This window comes from Loktanella sp. F6476L (genome assembly GCF_023015725.1).
Classification (GTDB): domain Bacteria; phylum Pseudomonadota; class Alphaproteobacteria; order Rhodobacterales; family Rhodobacteraceae; genus Yoonia.
This window is the reverse complement of record NZ_JALKAR010000005.1, coordinates 45,489-64,203: the sequence shown is the minus strand read 5'-3', so window position 1 is coordinate 64,203 and position 18,715 is coordinate 45,489. Positions and strand designations below refer to the sequence as shown.

At 57.8% G+C, this 18,715-nt stretch carries 22 protein-coding genes; 15 read left to right on the top strand and 7 right to left on the bottom strand.

Annotated elements, in window-relative coordinates; genetic code table 11:
* Window positions 1-79 precede the first annotated feature (79 nt).
* The 5 genes from MWU61_RS11360 to MWU61_RS11340 form a co-directional block, all read right to left on the bottom strand.
* Window positions 80-1,243 carry a membrane dipeptidase gene (locus MWU61_RS11360; protein WP_247128488.1) on the bottom strand — a complete coding sequence of 388 codons (1,164 nt, stop codon included), beginning with the start codon at window positions 1,241-1,243 and terminating at the stop codon, window positions 80-82.
* Window positions 1,240-2,403 (bottom strand): lytic murein transglycosylase, encoded by a 1,164-nt coding sequence (locus tag MWU61_RS11355; RefSeq protein ID WP_247128487.1) that lies wholly within the window; start codon window positions 2,401-2,403, stop codon window positions 1,240-1,242. The genes MWU61_RS11360 and MWU61_RS11355 overlap by 4 nt, the downstream gene beginning before the upstream one ends.
* A gap of 65 nt (window positions 2,404-2,468) precedes the next feature.
* Entirely contained in the window at window positions 2,469-3,365 is an 897-nt protein-coding gene (cbiB, locus tag MWU61_RS11350; protein ID WP_247128486.1) for an adenosylcobinamide-phosphate synthase CbiB, read from the bottom strand.
* The gene (locus tag MWU61_RS11345; RefSeq protein ID WP_247128485.1) at window positions 3,362-4,306 is read right to left on the bottom strand and encodes a threonine-phosphate decarboxylase; all 945 of its coding nucleotides are present in this window, start codon (window positions 4,304-4,306) and stop codon (window positions 3,362-3,364) included. The genes cbiB and MWU61_RS11345 overlap by 4 nt, the downstream gene beginning before the upstream one ends.
* Window positions 4,303-4,686, bottom strand: coding sequence for a DUF1636 domain-containing protein (locus tag MWU61_RS11340; protein WP_247128484.1), 384 nt, complete (start codon window positions 4,684-4,686; stop codon window positions 4,303-4,305). The genes MWU61_RS11345 and MWU61_RS11340 overlap by 4 nt, the downstream gene beginning before the upstream one ends.
* Before the next feature lie 210 nt (window positions 4,687-4,896).
* On the opposite strand from MWU61_RS11340, the gene MWU61_RS11335 reads away from it, so the two are divergent.
* The gene (locus MWU61_RS11335) at window positions 4,897-5,289 is read left to right on the top strand and encodes a response regulator (RefSeq protein ID WP_247128483.1); all 393 of its coding nucleotides are present in this window, start codon (window positions 4,897-4,899) and stop codon (window positions 5,287-5,289) included.
* On the opposite strand, the gene MWU61_RS11330 is transcribed toward MWU61_RS11335, so the two are convergent.
* Entirely contained in the window at window positions 5,290-6,264 is a 975-nt protein-coding gene (locus MWU61_RS11330) for a glutathione S-transferase family protein (RefSeq protein ID WP_247128482.1), read from the bottom strand.
* Between the two features lie 315 nt (window positions 6,265-6,579).
* Here MWU61_RS11330 and MWU61_RS11325 point away from each other — a divergent pair, with 315 nt between their 5' ends.
* The 8 genes from MWU61_RS11325 to MWU61_RS11290 all read left to right on the top strand — a co-directional run bounded on the left by MWU61_RS11325 (window position 6,580) and on the right by MWU61_RS11290 (window position 13,701).
* Entirely contained in the window at window positions 6,580-6,795 is a 216-nt protein-coding gene (locus MWU61_RS11325; protein ID WP_247128481.1) for a DUF6732 family protein, read from the top strand.
* Window positions 6,792-8,021, top strand: a complete 1,230-nt coding sequence (locus tag MWU61_RS11320; RefSeq protein ID WP_247128480.1) for a sirohydrochlorin chelatase — start codon at window positions 6,792-6,794, stop codon at window positions 8,019-8,021. Before MWU61_RS11325 ends, MWU61_RS11320 begins: the two co-directional genes overlap by 4 nt.
* A gap of 15 nt (window positions 8,022-8,036) precedes the next feature.
* Entirely contained in the window at window positions 8,037-8,675 is a 639-nt protein-coding gene (locus MWU61_RS11315) for a precorrin-8X methylmutase (RefSeq protein ID WP_247128479.1), read from the top strand.
* Window positions 8,672-9,877 carry a precorrin-6y C5,15-methyltransferase (decarboxylating) subunit CbiE gene (gene cbiE / locus MWU61_RS11310; protein ID WP_247128478.1) on the top strand — a complete coding sequence of 402 codons (1,206 nt, stop codon included), beginning with the start codon at window positions 8,672-8,674 and terminating at the stop codon, window positions 9,875-9,877. The genes MWU61_RS11315 and cbiE overlap by 4 nt, the downstream gene beginning before the upstream one ends.
* Window positions 9,874-10,617: a precorrin-2 C(20)-methyltransferase gene (cobI, locus tag MWU61_RS11305; protein WP_247128477.1), complete on the top strand. Its 744-nt coding sequence runs from the start codon at window positions 9,874-9,876 to the stop codon at window positions 10,615-10,617. The genes cbiE and cobI overlap by 4 nt, the downstream gene beginning before the upstream one ends.
* The gene (cobJ, locus tag MWU61_RS11300) at window positions 10,608-12,428 is read left to right on the top strand and encodes a precorrin-3B C(17)-methyltransferase (RefSeq protein ID WP_247128476.1); all 1,821 of its coding nucleotides are present in this window, start codon (window positions 10,608-10,610) and stop codon (window positions 12,426-12,428) included. Before cobI ends, cobJ begins: the two co-directional genes overlap by 10 nt.
* Before the next feature lie 54 nt (window positions 12,429-12,482).
* Window positions 12,483-13,256: a precorrin-4 C(11)-methyltransferase gene (gene cobM, locus MWU61_RS11295; protein WP_247128475.1), complete on the top strand. Its 774-nt coding sequence runs from the start codon at window positions 12,483-12,485 to the stop codon at window positions 13,254-13,256.
* Between the two features lie 97 nt (window positions 13,257-13,353).
* The gene (locus tag MWU61_RS11290; protein WP_247128474.1) at window positions 13,354-13,701 is read left to right on the top strand and encodes a hypothetical protein; all 348 of its coding nucleotides are present in this window, start codon (window positions 13,354-13,356) and stop codon (window positions 13,699-13,701) included.
* On the opposite strand, the gene MWU61_RS11285 is transcribed toward MWU61_RS11290, so the two are convergent.
* Window positions 13,702-14,871 carry a MalY/PatB family protein gene (locus MWU61_RS11285; protein WP_247128473.1) on the bottom strand — a complete coding sequence of 390 codons (1,170 nt, stop codon included), beginning with the start codon at window positions 14,869-14,871 and terminating at the stop codon, window positions 13,702-13,704.
* A 109-nt stretch (window positions 14,872-14,980) separates the two neighbouring features.
* Here MWU61_RS11285 and def (MWU61_RS11280) point away from each other — a divergent pair, with 109 nt between their 5' ends.
* The 6 genes from def (MWU61_RS11280) to MWU61_RS11255 all read left to right on the top strand — a co-directional run bounded on the left by def (MWU61_RS11280) (window position 14,981) and on the right by MWU61_RS11255 (window position 18,690).
* Complete coding sequence (gene def, locus MWU61_RS11280; RefSeq protein WP_247128472.1) at window positions 14,981-15,502, top strand: peptide deformylase; 522 nt, start codon at window positions 14,981-14,983, stop codon at window positions 15,500-15,502.
* The gene (gene def, locus MWU61_RS11275; protein ID WP_247128471.1) at window positions 15,502-15,957 is read left to right on the top strand and encodes a peptide deformylase; all 456 of its coding nucleotides are present in this window, start codon (window positions 15,502-15,504) and stop codon (window positions 15,955-15,957) included. The genes def (MWU61_RS11280) and def (MWU61_RS11275) overlap by 1 nt, the downstream gene beginning before the upstream one ends.
* The gene (gene def, locus MWU61_RS11270) at window positions 15,954-16,448 is read left to right on the top strand and encodes a peptide deformylase (RefSeq protein ID WP_247128470.1); all 495 of its coding nucleotides are present in this window, start codon (window positions 15,954-15,956) and stop codon (window positions 16,446-16,448) included. Before def (MWU61_RS11275) ends, def (MWU61_RS11270) begins: the two co-directional genes overlap by 4 nt.
* Before the next feature lie 31 nt (window positions 16,449-16,479).
* Window positions 16,480-17,379, top strand: coding sequence for a methionyl-tRNA formyltransferase (gene fmt / locus MWU61_RS11265; protein WP_247128469.1), 900 nt, complete (start codon window positions 16,480-16,482; stop codon window positions 17,377-17,379).
* A 67-nt stretch (window positions 17,380-17,446) separates the two neighbouring features.
* Window positions 17,447-18,259: an aldo/keto reductase gene (locus MWU61_RS11260; protein WP_247128468.1), complete on the top strand. Its 813-nt coding sequence runs from the start codon at window positions 17,447-17,449 to the stop codon at window positions 18,257-18,259.
* Entirely contained in the window at window positions 18,256-18,690 is a 435-nt protein-coding gene (locus MWU61_RS11255) for a VOC family protein (protein WP_247128467.1), read from the top strand. Before MWU61_RS11260 ends, MWU61_RS11255 begins: the two co-directional genes overlap by 4 nt.
* Window positions 18,691-18,715: the final 25 nt, after the last annotated feature.

Below are 18,715 nucleotides of genomic sequence, written 5' to 3'. Positions count from 1 at the left end.
TGTCCTAAAGGGTGAACGAGGCCTGTGTCAGGATTTTGACCACAGCGTGGAGTTGTTGTGTGGAGTTTTGACTATCGCGTTAGTTTGGCAGCCTTGCCCGTAGCACCCGCAGCATGTTTTCACCCATGACTTTGCGAATTTGCGTTTCGGGAGTCCCGATGTCGACAAGCGCCTGTGTGATGGCCGCCAGTTCAGATGTGTCGAGCGATGTTGTGACCGACCCGTCGAAATCTGACCCGAGGCTGACGTGGTTTTCGCCGACTAGATCAATCGCTGCCTGAATGCTGCGTGCGATGCCCGCTGGACTGTCGTCACAGACCGCCGTGCGCCAATAGCCAATGGCGATGACGCCGCCTTTGGCTGCGATATCTTGCATCAGTGCGTCGTCGTAGTTGCGTTCGCTTGGGCAGGCCCCAAAAATGCCGGTGTGGCTGACCACGATGGGCATGTCCGTGATCGCAAGCACATCGCGTGCGACTTGGGGCGACGAATGGGCCAGATCGAGGATCAGGTTGCGTTGTTCGACTTGCGTCACAACTTTGCGGCCAAAATCGGTGAGCCCAGCGTTGTTTTCGCCGTGCAGCGATCCGCCGAGTGCGTTGTCGAAGAAATGTTGCAGCGCGATCATGCGGTGGCCCGCGTCGGTGAGTTTTGCGAGGTTTGCGATATCACCTTCGAGCGGATGCGCACCTTCGATGCCAAGAAGACCGCCGATGACGTTTTGACCCGCAGCCCGATCCGCGAGGAGTTGTTCGAGGTCGGATTGCGTTTCGATGACACGCAAATGTTCGCTTTTTTCCGCGAAGTGGTGCAGTTTTTCGGCTTGGTAAAGCGCTCGTTCCAACAGGCTGTTCCATGTGCGGGGCGGCCAAAGCTGTCCGATTGCCAACAGTGTGATGTTGTCCGTGGCGTCGGCCGAATTTTCATGGATGTTTTGGCCTGCCGGACTTTTCGTGACGGCAGTGAACATCTGGATGGCGACATTGCCTTCTAGCAGACGCGGGATGTCGACGTGTCCGATGTCGCTGCGCTTGAGCAGATTGCGGTCCCAAAGCAGCGCGTCTGCGTGCCAATCGCCGATGATCAGACTGTCGTGAAGCGCCTGTGCTTGATCGCTGATCGGGTAGGGCGCGTGTGGTCGCACGGCGTTGCGTTCGGCGGCGACATAAGACGGCGCGAAATAGAAGAACGCAGCAATTGCGATAAGAATGAGAACAGCGAATGCTTTGAAAAACCGTTTCATAGTGCGTTCAAAAGCCCAGTGGTTGGCCATGCGTCCGCGGGTAGGCCCAGCCGTCGTTGTTCCACTTGGATCGCATCGCGAGTTTTCGCGCCGAGGATGCCGTCGATGCCGCCTACGTCGTGCCCGCGTGCCGCAAGTTTGCTTTGTAGCGCTTGCATTTGATCGCCCGACAGGCCCGGTGTCGGGTTGCCTGCATCGTAGACCGGACCACCTGCGAGCCGTGTCGCGAAATAGGCGGCGGTGGTGACGTAAACGAAGCTTTGGTTCCATTCGAAATAGACGTCGAAGTTGTCATAGGCGAAGAACGCTGGCCCGTTGCGCCCCATTGGCAGAACAACGCGGGCCGTCAGGTTCGTGGGTGCAGTCCCGTCGCGGGACGTCACACCAAGTGCGTTCCATTCGGCAACGGTTTTGGGGTGTTTCAGACCGGTTTGTGCCCAATCCAAGGTGTCCGGCACGCGGATTTCTTGCAACCATGGTTGGTTCGGTTTCCATCCCAAACCGGACAATACATTTGCGCCGGACATCAAGGCATCTGCGGCTGATCCTTTCAGATCAATCTTGCCGTCCCCGTCGCCGTCCAATCCGCTTTCGATAATATCGCCGGGCAGCATTTGGACTTGGCCGATTTCACCTGCCCATGCGCCTGTTGTTGTGTCGGGGTTAAAGTTGCCGCGTTCGTTCAATTCAATCGCTGCGATTAACTGCGGGCGGAACAGTTCGGGGCGACGGCAATCATGCGCCAACGTGACCAGCGCGTTGCGTGTGTTAAAATCACCTTGGAAACTGCCGTAGTCGGTTTCAAAGGCCCAAAAGGCCAGAATGACTTCGCGGGGGATGCCGAATTGCGCTTCGATCCGGTCAAAGGTGACGGCGTTCCGTCGCGCTGCTTCAACACCATTGTCGATCCGGTTTTGGCTGATCAGAGCGCGGGAAAACGCGATGAAGTCTTTTTGAAACACGCCTTGGGACCGATCCGCGTTCAGCACACGTTGATCAATTTGCGCCCCGTTTAACACGCGATCAGCGGCGGTGGGGGACAACCCGTTCGCGACGGCTTCGGCTTTGACGCCTGCGAGAAACGCGGGAAGCGGGCCGCCGCAAGTTTGCGCCACAGCGGGACTGGCGAGCATGGATAGAGCGAAAGCGAGACGGCGCATGGCGGTTCCTGTCAGTTAGGTTTTGCGAAAGGTAACAGCCGTGCCACTGCGCGCAACGGTTGTGATTAGATGATGGCGACAAACAGCGCGATGGCGAGCGTCATCCACCACGCCGCCCACAGCGTTTGCGTGGTTTGGGCGATGTCGTCGGGGCCGAGGGTGTGTTTGCCCGCCTCGTTGACATAGGGGAATAGCGTTAGTTTGCCGTCGTAGCTGCGTGGGCCAGCCAGTACGACGTTTTGCTTGTAGGCCATCGCGGCCTCTGGCCAACCTGCGTTGGGGGACCTGTGCAGTTTTGCGTCGGCGGCGATTTTGGCAAATGGTGTTTGGCGATCCGTCGCCCAGATCAGCAGTGCCGTCAGTCGGGCGGGCACCCAGTTCAGCAGATCGTCAAATCGCGCCGCTGCCCAGCCGAATTGAAGGTGGCGAGGTGTTTTGTACCCGATCATGCTGTCGGCGGTATTGGTGATCTTGTATACTAAAAGGGCCGGAAGGCCGCCAATTGCGAACCAGAATATCGGAGCGATGACGCCGTCGCTGAAATTCTCGGACCCGCTTTCGATCGCGCTGCGGGTGACGTCTGATGTGGTCATGTCGCGGGTATCGCGGCTGACGATAATGGCCACAGCACGACGGCCTTGTTGCAAAGACATGCGCAGGCCAGTGCCGACGGCAGCCACATGTTCGACAAGGGATCGCTGTGCGATCAGCATCGCCCCAAGAATAACGTCCGTCCAAATGCCCGGAATGGCGGCGATGATCATGCCCAGGATCAGCGCGGCAATCACCAAGGCCGCGAAACTGATCGTGCCTTTGATTTTGCGGTTTTCGCCTGTGTTGTATGTCGTGTCGATATGGCCGACGGCCTTTCCCATGATAACAGCAGGATGCGGGATGCGCGACCACAGCCATTTGGGTTCGCCAAAGATCCCATCAAGGATCATCGCGAAAAGAACGGTCAAAAGGCACCTTCAAGCTGGTCCCACCGATCCGGTGCGGGCAAGCCAAGGCGCAGCCATGTGTTGTCGTATGGGAATGTCCGGGACCAGATTTTGGATTGCGCAAGTTGGGCTTGGGCGGCTTTTGCGTCATCGACTTCGTACAGGCGGAACAGGCTTGTGCCACCAAGAGTGATCGCGCCTTTGCTTTCCAATAAGTCGTCCAAGCGGTTTGCATCTGCGGACAGGCGGGTGCGGGTTTCATCCGCCCATTGGGGATCGGCCAAAGCCTCTGCGCCGATTTGCAAGGCTGGGCCGGACACCTGCCATGGGCCTAAGGCTTCTTTTAGGGCGGTGATGATCGCCGGATCGCCAATGGCGAAACCAAGACGCAGCCCCGCGAGCCCCCAGAATTTGCCAAAACTTTTCAGGACGACGGTGCCGGGTTTGGCGGCCTCTGCGATGAGGGATTGATCGGGGATCACGTCAGCAAAGCTTTCGTCGATGATCCGTAGGTCACCTATGATGTCCGATGCCTGCCAAATCCGCCCGTCAGGGTTATTGGGATGCACGGCGACGGTTGCATTTGCCCCGTTCGGATCGGCAAACCAGTTCGCGGATTGAAAGGCGGCTGCATGTTCATTGTACGTCGGGCCAGGGATATTCACGCGGCCAGCAGTTGTCAGGCGCGGCAATTGCGCAATGACCGATGATGCGCCTGCCGTTGCGAGACAGGCTGCCCCTTTTGGTACCGACCAATAGGCGCGTGCGCGCGCTGTGATCAGGTCAAATGCGCCGCTGTCAGGCAGGGCTGTCCATGCGTCGGGCGACAACGTCGGGATCGGGTAGGGCACAGGATTTATACCCGTGGATAGGTCCAGCCACCGCGCGCGCGTGCCGCCGTACTGGGCAATTGCCGCATCCAGCCCGCCGCCGTGGTCGCGTTTTGCAGGGGCATCAATCATTCTGCGGTGTCGTCGGTTGGGATCGGCTGGTGGCGCGTGACGAAGTGCCCTTTGATCGCTTGCGGCCATGTGCGGTAGGGCACTTGGCCTGTTTCGGATGCCGCGTGTGATGTCGCGTAGGTCACAATACCTTCGGCAGCGTCCTGTTCTGGTGTGAAGTCGCCCAAGGTGTAGGCCAGTTTCCCGTGGGCTTGGATCGACACATTACAGCCTTGTTTGCAGCCCATCAGGCAGGACACACGCCGCGTTTTGATGTCTGGTACGCCTGCAGCGGCAGCTTCAACGAGGCTGGCGAGCTGTTCTCCGTCGGTGATTGTGTCTTCGCCTTCGGTCCATTCCGGACGCTTACAGGTGTCGCAAACCGTGATCCAAGTTGTCATTCTTGACGTGCCTCATACAATTTTGATGCGTTTCAAGCTGATTTTGGTCGGTTCGGCAAGCGAATTGGCGGGATCGTGCCTGTTTTGAACGCAGGCTGATTGGCAGTTAACCATTCCTTAGGATTTTAGGCACAGAAAGCTTGAGCAGCCGTTAATGATTGTAGTGGTAACCGTTCGATTCCTCGAACCAAAGTTTAGTGAGAAGGTGCCATGCGTGTATTGATCGTACAAAGTAAGACCGAATTGGGGGCCTTGTGGGCCCGCCACTTGGAACGATTGCAGGCAACTGTGACGGTCGTCGAAACGGGTGACGACGCGCTTGTTCTTCTCCAAAAGCAGACCTTCGACGTGATCGTGCTTGATCTGGTCCTGCGCGAAGGCAGTGCGCTGACCGTCGCGGACTTTGCTAATTTTAATCAACCACGCGCAAATGTCGTTTTTGTGACAGATACGACCTTCTTTTCGGATGGATCGATTTTTTCGCACAGCGCCAACGCCCGCGCCTTTGTTGAAACAGGAACGCCGCCAAGTGACTTGGCGGCGATCGTTCATCATTATGGCAATTCCGCTAGCCGGGACGCCCGCGCAGCAAGCGCCTTTTGATCACCCGCGCCCGTGCGGCGCATCAAAATCAATCACAGGATTGGTCGGGATAATCCGGTTCGGGTTAATCGTTTCGTGACTGTAGTGATAGTGACGCACGATGTGGTCCATGTTCACCGTCTCTTTCACGCCCGGCCATTGATATAGTTCGCGCGTGAACCCCCAGATATTCGGATAATCGATGATCCGCTTGCGGTTACATTTGAAGTGCTGGTGATAAACCATGTCGAACCGGATCAGGGTTGTCCAAAGCCGCCAGTCTGCTTCGGTAATTGTGTCGCCGGTCAGGTAGCGGTTTTCGGCCAAAATGCCTTCGATCCAGTCAAGGCTATCGAACAATGGACCAACGGCCGCATCATAAGCGTCTTGCGTGGTCGCGAAGCCGGATTTGTAAACACCGTTGTTTACAGTGTCATAGATTCGCGTGTTGATTTCTTCGATCGCGTCGCGCTGGGCCTCGGGCCAGAAATCAGCGGTGTTACCGGTGATGTCGTTAAACGCGCTGTTGAACATCCGAATGATTTCGGACGATTCGTTAGACACGATTGTGTTCTGCTTTTTGTCCCACAGGATCGGCACCGTCACACGGCCTGAAATTTGCGGGTCAGCTTTCAGGTAAATGTCGCGGGCAAACGGTAGACCGAACAGTTTGTCGCCTGTCGCGCCATTCCCGTCTTTTTCGAACGTCCAGCCATCAGACAACATGTCGGGGTGGACAACGGAAACATCGATGTGGTCGGTCAAGTCTTTCAGGGCGCGAAACACCATTGTCCGGTGCGCCCATGGGCAAGCGTTTGAAATATAGAGATGAAACCGACCGCTTTCGGCTTTGAAACCTGCGTCGCCTGTTGGTCCCGCAGACCCGTCTGCGGTGATCCAATTGCGAAACTTTGCGGTGGACCGCACAAATGCCCCGCCGGATTTCTTTGTGTCGTACCAAACGTCATGCCATTCGCCGTCAACAAGTTGTCCCATTGGGGATGTCCTTTCAAAACTGTGTTGTGATTGATTTAGGCGAGGTCGGACTGCCGACAAACCCCTGTTCAAGCGCAGGTTCTGCGCATTGATGCACACATCTACGCGTCGCATTCGGCGCACGACTGCCGTTTTGTCCCATTGCGGGTCATGCCGTTGGTCCATATACCACCCAAATAGACGAAGCCCGAAAGGGCCAGAGAGGTTGGTGATCCGTCCGGTTGACCCTAGAGGGGACCATGGATCACGTCGTCGGACCTCCCTCATGCGGTTGCGTGGGGTTTCTGGCGTATAGGGCAGAACTTGGAGGATCAGATGCGGATCATTTTGACACTTCTCTTGGCGATTGCCGGATCATCGGTGCAGGCCCATCCGGGGCATTTGGCCGATTTGGCAGGTCACGACCATTGGATTGCGGGGGCTGCAATTGGTCTAGCGATCCTGACCGGCATTTACGGGGCCCTAAAGGGCAAGAAAGAGACCGACGCAGAGGTCGAACCCGAATTGGAAGAAGAAGGGGAACCCGCGTGAAAACAGGTGTCATGATTTGCGGCCACGGGTCGCGCAGCCAATCTGCGGTCGATGAATTTGCGACCTTGGCGGATAAACTGCCTGCGTTGTTGCCCGACGATTGGATGACCGACTACGGCTATCTGGAATTCGCAAACCCTGTGATCCGCGATGGCTTGGACAAGTTGCGTGAAGCAGGTTGCGACCGCGTGCTGGCCGTGCCGGGCATGTTGTTCGCGGCGATGCATGCAAAGAATGACATTCCGACTGTTTTGAATACCTACGCGGCGAAGCACGGCATGACTGTGTCTTACGGGCGTGAATTGGGCGTTGACCCCAAGATGATCGCGGCTGCCGCTGGTCGTATTCGCGAAGCTGTTGATCAAGCGAATGCCGATCTGGGTGATCTGCCGTTGGAAGAGACCTGTTTGGTCGTGATTGGCCGTGGTGCGTCTGATCCGGATGCGAACGGCAACGTCGCGAAGATTGCCCGCATGGTCGCCGAAGGCATGGGTTTTGGCTGGCACGAGGTCGGGTTTTCCGGTGTGACCTTCCCGCTGGTGGAGCCGTGTTTGCAGCATGTGACGCGGCTTGGATACAAGCGCGTGATTGTGTTTCCGTATTTCCTATTCTCCGGCATTTTGATCGACAGGATTTACGGATTTACGGATCAGGTTGCCGCCGAATATCCCGACATTGATTTTGTGAAAGCCGGTTATCTGGGCGATCATCCGCAGGTGCTGGCGACGTTTGCAGAGCGGATCATCGAGCAGGTTGGTGACAACCCGCCGCCCAATTGCGGGACATGCCAGTATCGGACGCAGGTGCTTGAGGTCGGCGGCGGTGACGTGCGCAAGATTACGCCTGAACAACGCGAACAATTGTCGGGTGGTGATCATCCTGCTTTTGCTGCGGTGCCGCCGCCCACCTGCGTGCTGTGCAAGTACCGGACGGGCGTCGTCGGGTTTGAAGGTGAAGTGGGCGCGGTTCAAGAAAGCCACCACCACCATGTTGAGGGCCAAGGGGCAAATGCGCCGGGGTCGAATGTCGCGGATTGTGCGCTGTGTGATACGTTCTGTACGGGGATGTGCCGTCTGGTTCAGGCGGATCACCACCACCATCATCATCACGACCATGGGCATGGCCACGATCATCATCACCATGATCACGACCATCACCACCACGCAGAATACCCCCATGCGAAACATCCGCATGGGCCGGAAAGCGCGCGGAAATCGAAATCCTGATCAGAAGGCCAGCCAGTGCGACCGTATGAAAAAGATCCTAGCGCTATTTATGCGGCCAGCTTTGCGACCGTGCGGCGCGAGGCAAAGCTGGATCGCTTTGCCCCTGCGATGCAGCCTGTTGTCACGCGGTTGATCCATAGCTGCGGCATGGTCGAGATTGCGGATCGGTTGGCGTTTTCGCCTGATGCCGCCGTTCGGGGCCATAAGGCATTGCGGGCAGGTAAACCTGTGTTGTGTGACTGCGAAATGGTTGGTGCGGGGATTATTCGTCGTTATTTGCCTGCGGATAACGACGTGATTGTGACGTTGAATGATCCGTCTGTACCTGATCGTGCGAAGGATATCGGGAATACGCGTTCTGCTGCCGCGGTTGAACTGTGGGCTGATCATCTGGACGGGGCTGTTGTGGCGATTGGCAATGCGCCGACTGCGCTGTTCCATCTGCTTGAGTTGATTGATGCGGGTGCGCCGAAACCTGCTGTGATCCTCGGGTTTCCTGTAGGGTTTATTGGCGCTGCTGAAAGCAAGGCAGAGCTTGCCGCTGATCCGCGTGGTTGTGATTTCATTGCGCTGCGTGGACGAAAGGGTGGATCGGCGATGGCCTCCGCCGCTGTCAATGCGCTGGCTGCTGGTCTTCCGGAGGACAAAGTATGACGACAACGCCTTGGTTGCATGTTGTGGGGATTGGCGAAGACGGACTTGATGGTCTTGTGCCTGCGACCCGTGCGGTTGTGGAAGCGGCTGAGGTGATCCTTGGCGGCGAGCGGCATCACGCGCTGGCCGAGGCAGTGCAGGCCGAACGGATCGCGTGGCCGACGCCCTTTGATGCGATGATCGAAACGATTGAGGGGCTGCGCGGGAAGCGTGCTGTGATCCTCGTCACGGGTGATCCGCTGTGGTTTTCTGTGGGGGCCCGTATCGGTCGCGCGATTGATCCGTCGGAGATCGTGTATCACCCGCAACTTTCCGCATTCCAGCTGGCGTCTGCCCGTATGGGATGGTCGTTGCCGGATGTTGAGACGTTGACCGTACATGGGCGTCCTGTGGAACAGATGATTGCCTTCATCCAGCCGGACGCACGGTTGTTGGTGTTGACGACAGGGGCGCAAACGCCCGCGCAGATCGCGGCATTTTTGACGGAACGTGGCTTTGGACAGTCAAAGCTGACGGTGTTGGCTGCGATGGGCGGTAAAGACGAGTTGCGTTTTGATGGCGTGGCCGAAAGCTGGGATCACGAGGTGCCTGCGTTTAACACGCTCGCTGTTGAATGTATCGCCGCCCCTGATGCGGCGTTGCTGCCGCGTGTGCCGGGATTGGCGGATAGTTTGTTTCAGTCCGATGGGACGATGACCAAACAGGAAATTCGCGCAGCGACTGTTGCAAAGCTGATGCCAATGCGTGGGGCTTTGCTGTGGGATATCGGCTGCGGCTGCGGGTCCGTTGCGATCGAATGGATGCGTGCGGCGCGGTATGCGCGTGCTGTCGGGATTGAACCGCGCGCTGATCGGCGCGCGATGGCGGGGGCGAATGCGCTGGCGCTGGGCACCCCGAAGTTGGAGCTGGTGGACGGGTCCGTGCCTGCCGCGTTGGACGGGCTAGCAGCACCTGATGCGATTTTCATTGGTGGCGGGTTGAGCCGTGCAACGTTTGATGCTGCTTGGGCGGCTTTGCGTCCGTTGGGGCGTCTGGTGGCGAATGCTGTGACCTTGGAGAGCGAGGCGGAATTGATCGCGCTGCATCGTGATTTTGGTGGTGATTTGGTGAAGCTGATGGTGCACCGTGCCGAACCTGTGGGTCGGTTGACGGGGTGGCGTCCCGGGATGCCTGTGACCCAGCTAAGTTTGGTGAAACGATGACTGGAGACGCGCGTGCAAGCACGACGCCCCTCCCGCCATCCCGTGGTACTTTGTACGGTGTTGGCTTGGGGCCAGGTGCGCCGGATTTGATGACTTTGCGGGCTGCGCGCTTGATTGAAGCGGCTGATGTTGTCGCTTATCCGACGTTGGCAGGGGGCGAGAGTTTTGCACGGTCGATTGCGGCGAATTTGATTAAGCCCGATGCGGTTGAGATCGTGATTGATGTTCCGATGTCTGTGGAACGCCAGCCAGCACAGGATGCATATGACGCGGGTGCCGCCGCGATTGCGGAGGCTTTGGAGGCTGGCCGTGATGTGGTGTGCCTGTGCGAAGGTGATCCGTTCTTCTATGGATCGTTCATGTATATTTTCGCGCGTCTCGCCGACCGGTTTGACGTGCAGGTTGTGCCGGGTGTGACGTCTGTGACGGCCTGTGCCGCGTCTGCGCGGATGCCGTTGGCGGCGCGTAACGAGCGGTTGACTGTGTTGCCCGGGCCGCTGCCCGAGGATGAGTTGCGTGACCGGATTGCGGGCGCTGAGAGCGTTGTGATTATGAAGGTCGGCCGTCATTTGGCGAAGATCCGTGGTGTGATTGACGCGCTGGGCCTGATGGATGGTGCTGTTTACGTGGAATGTGCCACCTTGCCTGCGCAGGTCGTTCTGCCGCTGGCGGATGCCCCTGAAAAGGCACCGTACTTTTCGATGATATTACTGACTAAAGGGGCCGATCCATGGCTGTGAAACCTGTTGTTTTGGCGCTTTCCCGCTCGGGAGAGGCTGTGGCCCATCGCGTGGCGAAAGTTTTGGACGCGCAGGTGCATGGCCGCGAAGGTCGCGTGGACCAGGCGGATGCGTTTTTTGCGAATGCGCTGGACCATACGCGAGAATTATTTGCTGCTGGGGTTCCGATTGTGGGCGTCTGTGCGTCGGGGATCTTGATCCGCGGTGTTGCGCCGCTGGTGGCCGATAAGACGACAGAGCCGCCGGTGATTTCGGTGTCTGATGATGGTGCTGTTGTGGTGCCGTTGTTGGGCGGACATCGCGGTGCGAACCGCTTGGCGGCTGAGATTTCTGACGCGCTGGGCGCAGTGGCCGCTGTGACGACGGCGGGTGATGTGGCGATGGGCGTGGCGTTGGATAGTCCGCCTGCTGGGTGGCGTTTGGTGAACCCTGACGATGCGAAGGATGCGATGGCGGGGATGTTGTCGGCTGGCGGTGCTTTGCTGGCTGAGGATGCGTCGGTGCGTGCTGAATGGTTGGATGCGGTTCCGTTTGCGGAAGACGGCACGCGGTTGTCCTGCACGTCGGCTGCTCTGCCGGATTTGGGCGGCGATCATTTGCAGTTTGCGCCGCAGGTTTTGACATTGGGCGTGGGCTGCGCACGGAATTGTCCGCCGGAAGAGCTGTCTGCATTGGTGCAGTCGGTTTTGGATGAAGCAGGGTTAGCGCCTGAGGCGATCCATTCGGTGAATACGATTACGCTGAAGGGCGATGAGCCTGCGATTATTGATCTTGCCGCATCGCTTGGTGCGCCGATGCGGTTGTTTGAGGCGGATGTATTGGATGCTGAGACCCCGCGTCTGGCCAATCCGTCGGATGTGGTTTTTGCCGAAGTCGGCACGCATGGTGTGTCCGAGGCGGCAGCGCTGGCCCAAGGTGGTGCGGATGCCGTGCTGACCCATCCGAAGCGCAAGACGGCGAATGCGACCTGTGCGATTGCGACGGCGGCTGTACCTTTGGTTGATTTGAAGGGCCGATCTCGTGGCCGGTTGTCGATTGTGGGAATTGGGCCGGGACAGGCGGCTTGGCGTACACCTGAGGTTTCAAGGCTCGTGTCTGAGGCTGAGGAATTGGTCGGATACGGGCTGTATATCGATTTGCTGGGGCCGTTGGCTGTGGGCAAGGAACGGTCTGATTTTCCATTGGGCGGCGAAGAGGATCGGTGCCGGTTTGCGTTGGAACAGGCGGCGAAGGGCAAGAACGTGGCCTTGGTCTGTTCGGGGGATGCGGGCATTTATGCGATGGGCGCGTTGGTGTTTGAATTGTTGGACCGGTCGGTGGATCAGATGGGTGTTTCGGATGCCGCGCACCGTGTTGAGGTTGTCTGTTCGCCGGGCGTATCGGCTCTGCAGGGCGCTGCTGCACGGGCTGGTGCCCCGCTGGGACATGATTTCTGTGCGATTTCATTGAGTGATTTGCTGACCCCGCGTGAGGATATTGTGAAGCGGTTGAAAGCCGCGGCTGAGGGCGATTTTGTGATCGCGTTTTATAATCCGGTGTCGATGCGCAGACGCACGTTGTTGGCTGAGGCGCGTGATATCCTGTTGCAGCATCGCCCGCCTGAGACGCCTGTCATGTTGGCGTCGTCGCTTGGGCGGCCAGAGGAGCACGTCCGGTATCGCCGCTTAGATGAGTTGGAAGTTGATGAGGTGGATATGTTGACCGTTGTGCTGGTTGGGTCGTCGCATTCGCGATTGGCGCAATTGGGGACGGGACCACGGATGTTCACGCCGCGTGGCTATGCCCGTAAGATTGATGGGGATTTGGCGTAGAGACGCGCGTCCTTTGGACGACGCCCCTCCCGCCATCCCGTATGGAGTTTTGAGATGACTGTTTATTTTATTGGCGCAGGTCCGGGTGATCCGGAATTGCTGACGCTGAAAGCTGCGCGCGTGATTGGGGCCTGTCCTGTGTGTCTTTATGCGGGGTCTTTGGTGCCTGCTGAGGTGGTTGACTGTGCGCCGGAAGGTGCCCGTGTCTTGGACACCGCTCCGATGACGTTGGATGATACCCATGCGGAGATTTTGGCGGCGCATGCGCGTGGTGAAGATGTTGCGCGTGTCCATTCTGGTGATCCGTCATTGTATGGCGCGATTGCGGAACAGATCCGTCGTTTGAAAGAAGACGGGATTTCTTACGAGATTATTCCAGGCGTGCCTGCTTATGCTGCTGCGGCGGCGGCTTTGGGGACAGAGTTGACGGTGCCTGAGATCGCGCAGTCGATTGTGTTGACCCGTATGTCGATGAAATCGACGGGGATGCCGGAGGGTGAGACGCTCGAGAATTTCGCCCGTACGGGAGCAACATTGGCGATCCATTTGGGCATCAGGGCGCTGCGTGAAATCGAACGCCAGCTGATTCCTTACTATGGTGAGGACTGTCCTGTGGTCGTGATTTACCGCGCCTCATGGCCGGATCAGTTGATCATTCGTGGCACCTTTGCCGATATTCGCGAAAAAGTTCGGGCCGCAAAAATCACGCGTACTGCGTTGATTATGGTCGGTCCTGCGCTGTCGGATAATCACGGGTTCCCTGATTCTGCGTTGTATGATGCAGCGAAACCGCATGTCTTGCGCCCGAAGGTCAAAGAAAAATCTTGAACAATTTGGCGGGTTTACGCTGCAGCGCGGCGGACGTCGTCACTTGATATTTACAATTAGAAGTACATCCTAAGGTTCCAGACAAGGAATCGGCACGATGTTTCAAATGTTTCCGCAAGAGGTCCGCGAGGGCCTAGAACAAGCCCGTAAACAATCGCTGAAGCGCAACGATCGGCTTTGCGTTCACGACGGTGACGACGTCTATCGTATCCTGCGTTTGTGGGACAATGGCTTTGCTTTGGATGCGAAAACGTCGCCGCGTTTGCGGGGACGTGTCGAAATTTATGACGGCGCGCGTCACCTGTACCAATGTCTGGTGATTGATTCCGAATTGGACGGTCAAGAACGTGTGTTCGATTTCAAATGGGTCAACACAATCCCAGACCGTCCGCCCGCGGATTTTGTCCGCGAGCAGGATGCGCCGATTGCGTTGCTACCGCGCTAGTTACTGAAGATCGCTGAACGCGGACTGAAGGCGGGCGACTGCCTCTTCGATTTGCGCGCGTGGTGCGCCGAGGTTGAACCGCAAGAAATCGTCGCCCCCTGATCCAAAGGTGGGGCCGTGGTTGGCTGCGATTTTGGCTTCGTTTTGCACCCGTGCTGTGAATTCTTCGCGCGACATGCCCGTGCCGGAAAAGTCGACCCACGCCAGATAAGTCGCATCAAGCGGCATTGATTTGAGCCCCGGAATGGCGTTGATGCCCGCGTCGAACATCTGCCGGTTACCGTCGAGATATGCTTTCAATGCGTCCACCCATTCGGCCCCTTCGGGTGAATAGGCTGCCGTTGCCATGAACAAGCCAAAGCTGTTCGGTGACAGGCCGAGGGCCGCCATGCGTTTCCCGAATTGCGCCCGCAGATCCGGGTCTTCGATGATAACGTTGCCTGAATGGCTGCCTGCGATGTTGAAGGTCTTGGTCGTGGCCGTCATTGTCACAAGCCGGTCTGCGATCCCGTCGATATGCGCAGTCGGGATATGGGTGTGGCCGGGCATGGTCAGATCGTGGTGGATTTCGTCGGAAACGAGGATCAACTGGTGCCGTTTCGCGAATGCCGCAACGCCTGCCAGTTCGGCGCGCGTCCAGACACGCCCGCCCGGATTGTGCGGTGAACAGAGGATCAGCATCCGTTCGTTGCCGGTCATCTGTGCGTCGTAGGCGTCAAAATCCATCTCGTAGCGGCCATCGTTATTGACCAGTTCACATTCCACGACTTCCCGCCCTGCCGCTGCGATGACGCGGGCAAAGGCGTGGTAGACTGGTGTGAACAGAACCACACCATCGCCGGGGTTCGTGTAGGCGTCGACGCACATCCCCGTTCCGTTGACTAAGCCGTGGGTTGTGAAAATCCATGACGGATCGATCTGCCAGTTGTGGCGTGTTTTCATCCACCAGCAGATCGCGTCTTTGTAGGGGCCTTCGTCGCCGTAGTAGCCGTAAACGCCGTGGTCGTGCATTTTCTTGATGGCATCCTGCACGCATTGCGGCGGCTGGAATTCCATATCTGCCACCCACATAGAGATGCCATCGTCAGGGGAGACGCCGTAAATCGCTTCCATGTTATCCCATTTTACCGAATGGGTGCCGCGCCGGTCGATTTTCTGGTCAAAATTCATTGGTCTCTCCGCAACTGACTTTTTTGTAACGTGCTTTGACGCGCGAGGGGGTGCAAGTCGAAAACGGTCACACTTGCGGGATGGTAGGCGAGACGCTAGATGGACGCGCATGACATTGCGCAAAATCCTGATCCACCCCGACCCGCGGCTGAAAGCCAAATGCACCCCTGTTGTGGACTTTTCCACGGACCGGGCGAAGCTGGCCGATGATATGCTGGAAACGATGTATCACGCACCGGGTATTGGTCTGGCTGCCCCGCAGATCGGGATTACCGAGCGAATGATCGTGATGGATTGCGTCAAGGAAGAAGGCGGCACGCCCGAACCGATGGTCCTGATCAACCCAGAAGTGGTCTGGCAAAGCGACGAACGCAGCGTCTACGACGAAGGATGTCTGTCGATCCCTCATCAATACGCCGAAGTGGAACGCCCCGCTGCGGTCGAAGTGAAATGGCAGGACGTTGACGGCAAAGAACGCAACGAGAAGTTCGATGAACTGTGGGCCACATGCGTGCAGCACGAGATCGACCATCTCGATGGCAAGTTGTTCATCGATTATTTGAAGCCGCTCAAGCGCCAGATGATCACCCGCAAGATGCAAAAACTGAAACGCGAAATGGCGCGCGGCTGATGGCGGTGATGCCGATTGTGCAGGCGCCCGATCCGGTGCTGTCGCAGGTGGCCGCCGACGTTGTGGTGTTTGACGACGCGCTGATCGGCTTGGCTGAGGATATGTTGGCGACAATGTATGCCGCCAATGGCCGTGGGATTGCAGCACCTCAGGTGGGTGTGCTGCAACGTCTGCTTGTGATGGACGCCACGTGGAAAGACGCCGATCCGCAGCCGGTGATTTTCGTGAACCCTGAAATTGTGTCGGCGTCCGAAGAGATGTCGACATTGGCCGAAGGGTGTTTGTCGATTACAGGCGATCTGATCAATGTGACGCGCCCCGCGTCGGTTGTTGTGCGTTGGCGTGATGTGGATGGCGGGTTTCTTGAGGCCAGCTTTGACGGTTTTTCGGCAGCCTGTGTGCAGCACGAGATCGATCATCTGAACGGAATTCTGATTACGGATAAACGCCAATGACACGACCTTTTGTAATGTGGCCGCACAAGGCGCTCCGCACGGTTGCTGATGATGTGACAGAAATCACGGACGAAACCCGTGCGATCTGGGACGAAATGATCGACGCGATGGAGGCAATGCCCGGTGTTGGTCTGGCTGCTGTGCAGTTGGGGATTATGCAGCGGCTCGCGGTCGTGGATGCTTCCGAAAAACGCGGCCAAGCCGTGTGCATGGCGAACCCAGAGGTGCTGCATGCATCGGTGGAATTGCGCCCGCATGCTGAGGCGTCGCCGAACTTGCCTGGGCAATCTGCGTTGATCAATCGCCCGCGTGCCGTGACCGTTCGGTTCATGAACCGTGACGGCGAGATGGAAGATCGCGACTTTGTTGGCCTGTGGGCCACGTCGGTGCAGCACCAGATCGACCACTTGGCCGGCAAGATGTATTTTGACCGTCTGAGCAAGACAAAGCGCGATATGTTGCTGCGGAAGGCACGTAAAGCGGGCCGGTGATGCGTTTTCCGAATAGATGAAAGGGATACCAATGCGAGTGATCTTTATGGGGACGCCCGATTTTTCGGTGCCTGTTCTGGATGCTTTGGTTGATGCTGGCCACGATGTGGTTGCTGTCTATTCACAACCGCCGCGGCCAGCTGGGCGCGGAAAGAAGGATCGGCCGTCGCCCGTGCAAGCGCGGGCCGAGGCGCTGGGTCTGCCTGTCCACCATCCGGTGTCTGTGCGCAATGAAGATGCCCAAGCAGTTTTCGCCAGTCACAACGCCGATATCGCTGTTGTCGTGGCCTATGGTTTGATCCTGCCGCAGGTAATTTTGGATACACCAACCCATGGCTGCTTGAATATCCACGCGTCTTTGTTGCCGCGTTGGCGGGGTGCGGCCCCGATCCACCGTGCGATTATGGCTGGGGATGCCGCGACTGGCGTGTGCATTATGCAGATGGAAGCAGGGCTGGATACCGGCCCTGTTCTGCTGCGCCAAGCCACGCCGATTGCGCCAGCTGAAACAACGGGTCAGCTACATGACAGATTGTCAGCAATGGGGGCCGCTTTGGTGGTCGAGGCATTGGATCGGTTGCCCGAACTGACGCCCGAGACGCAGCCGGAAGACGGCGTGACCTATGCCGCTAAGATCGACAAGGCGGAGGCGCGCGTCGATTGGGATCGTCCTGCTGCCGAGGTCGCGAACCACATTTGCGGGCTGTCCCCGTTTCCGGGGGCGTGGTGCGATGTGGACGGTGAACGTGTGAAGCTGCATGTCGCAGAGGTCATCGACGGCGATGCTGCACCGGGCACAGTGTTGCAGGGTTTTGACGTTGCCTGCGCGACAGGTGCGGTGCGCATCACCCGCGCCCAACGTCCCGGTAAAAAGCCAATGGATGCGGCGGATGTGCTGCGTGGTTTGGATCTTGGGGATCGCATAAGTTAGGCGATCTTTGCGCTAGCGTAATCGTTTTAGTTGGGTTAGCGTTTCTCCAAACGAGGAGGAGAGCCGGATGCTCAAAACGATACCGCGCATTGGATACGGGACATGGAATCGCTTGGGCGATGCGGCCTATGACGGGACCCTGACAGCGCTTGATGTCGGGTATCGTCATCTGGATTGTGCTGAAGGGTACGAGAACGAAGAACATGTTGGCCGTGCGATTGCTGATCACGGCGTTGCCCGTGATGATCTGTGGGTGACAACGAAGGTCGCCCCGGAAAGCTTTGGTCCCGGTCAGATCAGGCCGCATGTTGATGCGTCGCTCGAAAAGTTGGGCGTTGGTCCTGTTGATCTTTTGTTGCTGCACTATCCGTCGATCAAAGATGAATACGATATCGCAGATTACATGGCGCAGCTGGCTGCCGTTTATGACGCCGGTTTGTGTCGCAATATCGGGGTGTCGAACTTCACAAAGCCCTACATTGCGAAAGCAATGGATTTGCTGGGGGATCGCCCGATTTTCACCAATCAGGTGGAGCTGCATGTTTACCTGCACAACACGCCAATCGTGTCGGATTGTCGGTCAAAGGGCATCCCGATGACCGCCTATTCGCCGTTGGCGCGCGGTGCCGTGCTGGATGATCCTGTGTTGCAACGCATTGGTGCGCTGCACGGTGCCACGGCTTCGCAGATTGCGCTGGCGTGGTTGCTATCAGAGGGTCATATCATCATTCCGTCGGCGGGCAATCGCGACCGAATTGCGGAAAACCTTGCCGCTGGTGATATCGTCTTAACCGATGCGGAACGTGCCGAGATTGCAGGTCTGAATAAGGATATGCGGTTGGTCGACGGGCCGTGGTGCCCGACATGGGATGTCGCATGACACCCCCGCCGTTCAGCCTTATCGGGATCGATCATGTGGTGTTCATCGTGGATGACATGCCCAAGGCGCTTGCGTTTTATCAGGACGTTTTGGGCTGTGTTCCGGGGTATTCCTATCCGACGTTGGGGATGGAACAGGTTTGGGCAGGGTCCGCGTTGATCGTGCTGTGGGACACCACGCATCCAGGTGCGGCGAGCGCTGTTCCGCCAGTAAAGGGCGGTCGTAATGTGGATCACCTGTGCATCGCGACATCGCCGTTTCAGCCCGACGCCATGCGGGCGCATTTAGCGGCGCATGGTGTGGAAATCGACCGTGAAGCGACCCACGGCGGTGCCAGAGGTGTCGGCCTTTCGTTCTATATTTTCGACCCCTTTGGGAACAAGCTAGAGATTAAAGGGCCAGCGGAATATCCGGATGGGCGGGATTGGTGACACGCCTATAAGGCGCCAGCGTCGC

Bases quoted from the DNA above. Each gene is read 5' to 3' on its own strand.
- MWU61_RS11360 (WP_247128488.1), bottom strand. From the start codon at position 1,243: ATGAAACGGTTTTTCAAAGCATTCGCTGTTCTCATTCTTATCGCAATT.
- MWU61_RS11355 (WP_247128487.1), bottom strand. From the start codon at position 2,403: ATGCGCCGTCTCGCTTTCGCTCTATCCATGCTCGCCAGTCCCGCTGTG.
- MWU61_RS11345 (WP_247128485.1), bottom strand. From the start codon at position 4,306: ATGATTGATGCCCCTGCAAAACGCGACCACGGCGGCGGGCTGGATGCG.
- MWU61_RS11340 (WP_247128484.1), bottom strand. From the start codon at position 4,686: ATGACAACTTGGATCACGGTTTGCGACACCTGTAAGCGTCCGGAATGG.
- MWU61_RS11335 (WP_247128483.1), top strand. From the start codon at position 4,897: ATGCGTGTATTGATCGTACAAAGTAAGACCGAATTGGGGGCCTTGTGG.
- MWU61_RS11330 (WP_247128482.1), bottom strand. From the start codon at position 6,264: ATGGGACAACTTGTTGACGGCGAATGGCATGACGTTTGGTACGACACA.
- MWU61_RS11325 (WP_247128481.1), top strand. From the start codon at position 6,580: ATGCGGATCATTTTGACACTTCTCTTGGCGATTGCCGGATCATCGGTG.
- cbiE (WP_247128478.1), top strand. From the start codon at position 8,672: ATGACGACAACGCCTTGGTTGCATGTTGTGGGGATTGGCGAAGACGGA.
- cobI (WP_247128477.1), top strand. From the start codon at position 9,874: ATGACTGGAGACGCGCGTGCAAGCACGACGCCCCTCCCGCCATCCCGT.
- cobJ (WP_247128476.1), top strand. From the start codon at position 10,608: ATGGCTGTGAAACCTGTTGTTTTGGCGCTTTCCCGCTCGGGAGAGGCT.
- cobM (WP_247128475.1), top strand. From the start codon at position 12,483: ATGACTGTTTATTTTATTGGCGCAGGTCCGGGTGATCCGGAATTGCTG.
- MWU61_RS11290 (WP_247128474.1), top strand. From the start codon at position 13,354: ATGTTTCAAATGTTTCCGCAAGAGGTCCGCGAGGGCCTAGAACAAGCC.
- MWU61_RS11285 (WP_247128473.1), bottom strand. From the start codon at position 14,871: ATGAATTTTGACCAGAAAATCGACCGGCGCGGCACCCATTCGGTAAAA.
- def (WP_247128472.1), top strand. From the start codon at position 14,981: ATGACATTGCGCAAAATCCTGATCCACCCCGACCCGCGGCTGAAAGCC.
- def (WP_247128471.1), top strand. From the start codon at position 15,502: ATGGCGGTGATGCCGATTGTGCAGGCGCCCGATCCGGTGCTGTCGCAG.
- def (WP_247128470.1), top strand. From the start codon at position 15,954: ATGACACGACCTTTTGTAATGTGGCCGCACAAGGCGCTCCGCACGGTT.
- fmt (WP_247128469.1), top strand. From the start codon at position 16,480: ATGCGAGTGATCTTTATGGGGACGCCCGATTTTTCGGTGCCTGTTCTG.
- MWU61_RS11260 (WP_247128468.1), top strand. From the start codon at position 17,447: ATGCTCAAAACGATACCGCGCATTGGATACGGGACATGGAATCGCTTG.
- MWU61_RS11255 (WP_247128467.1), top strand. From the start codon at position 18,256: ATGACACCCCCGCCGTTCAGCCTTATCGGGATCGATCATGTGGTGTTC.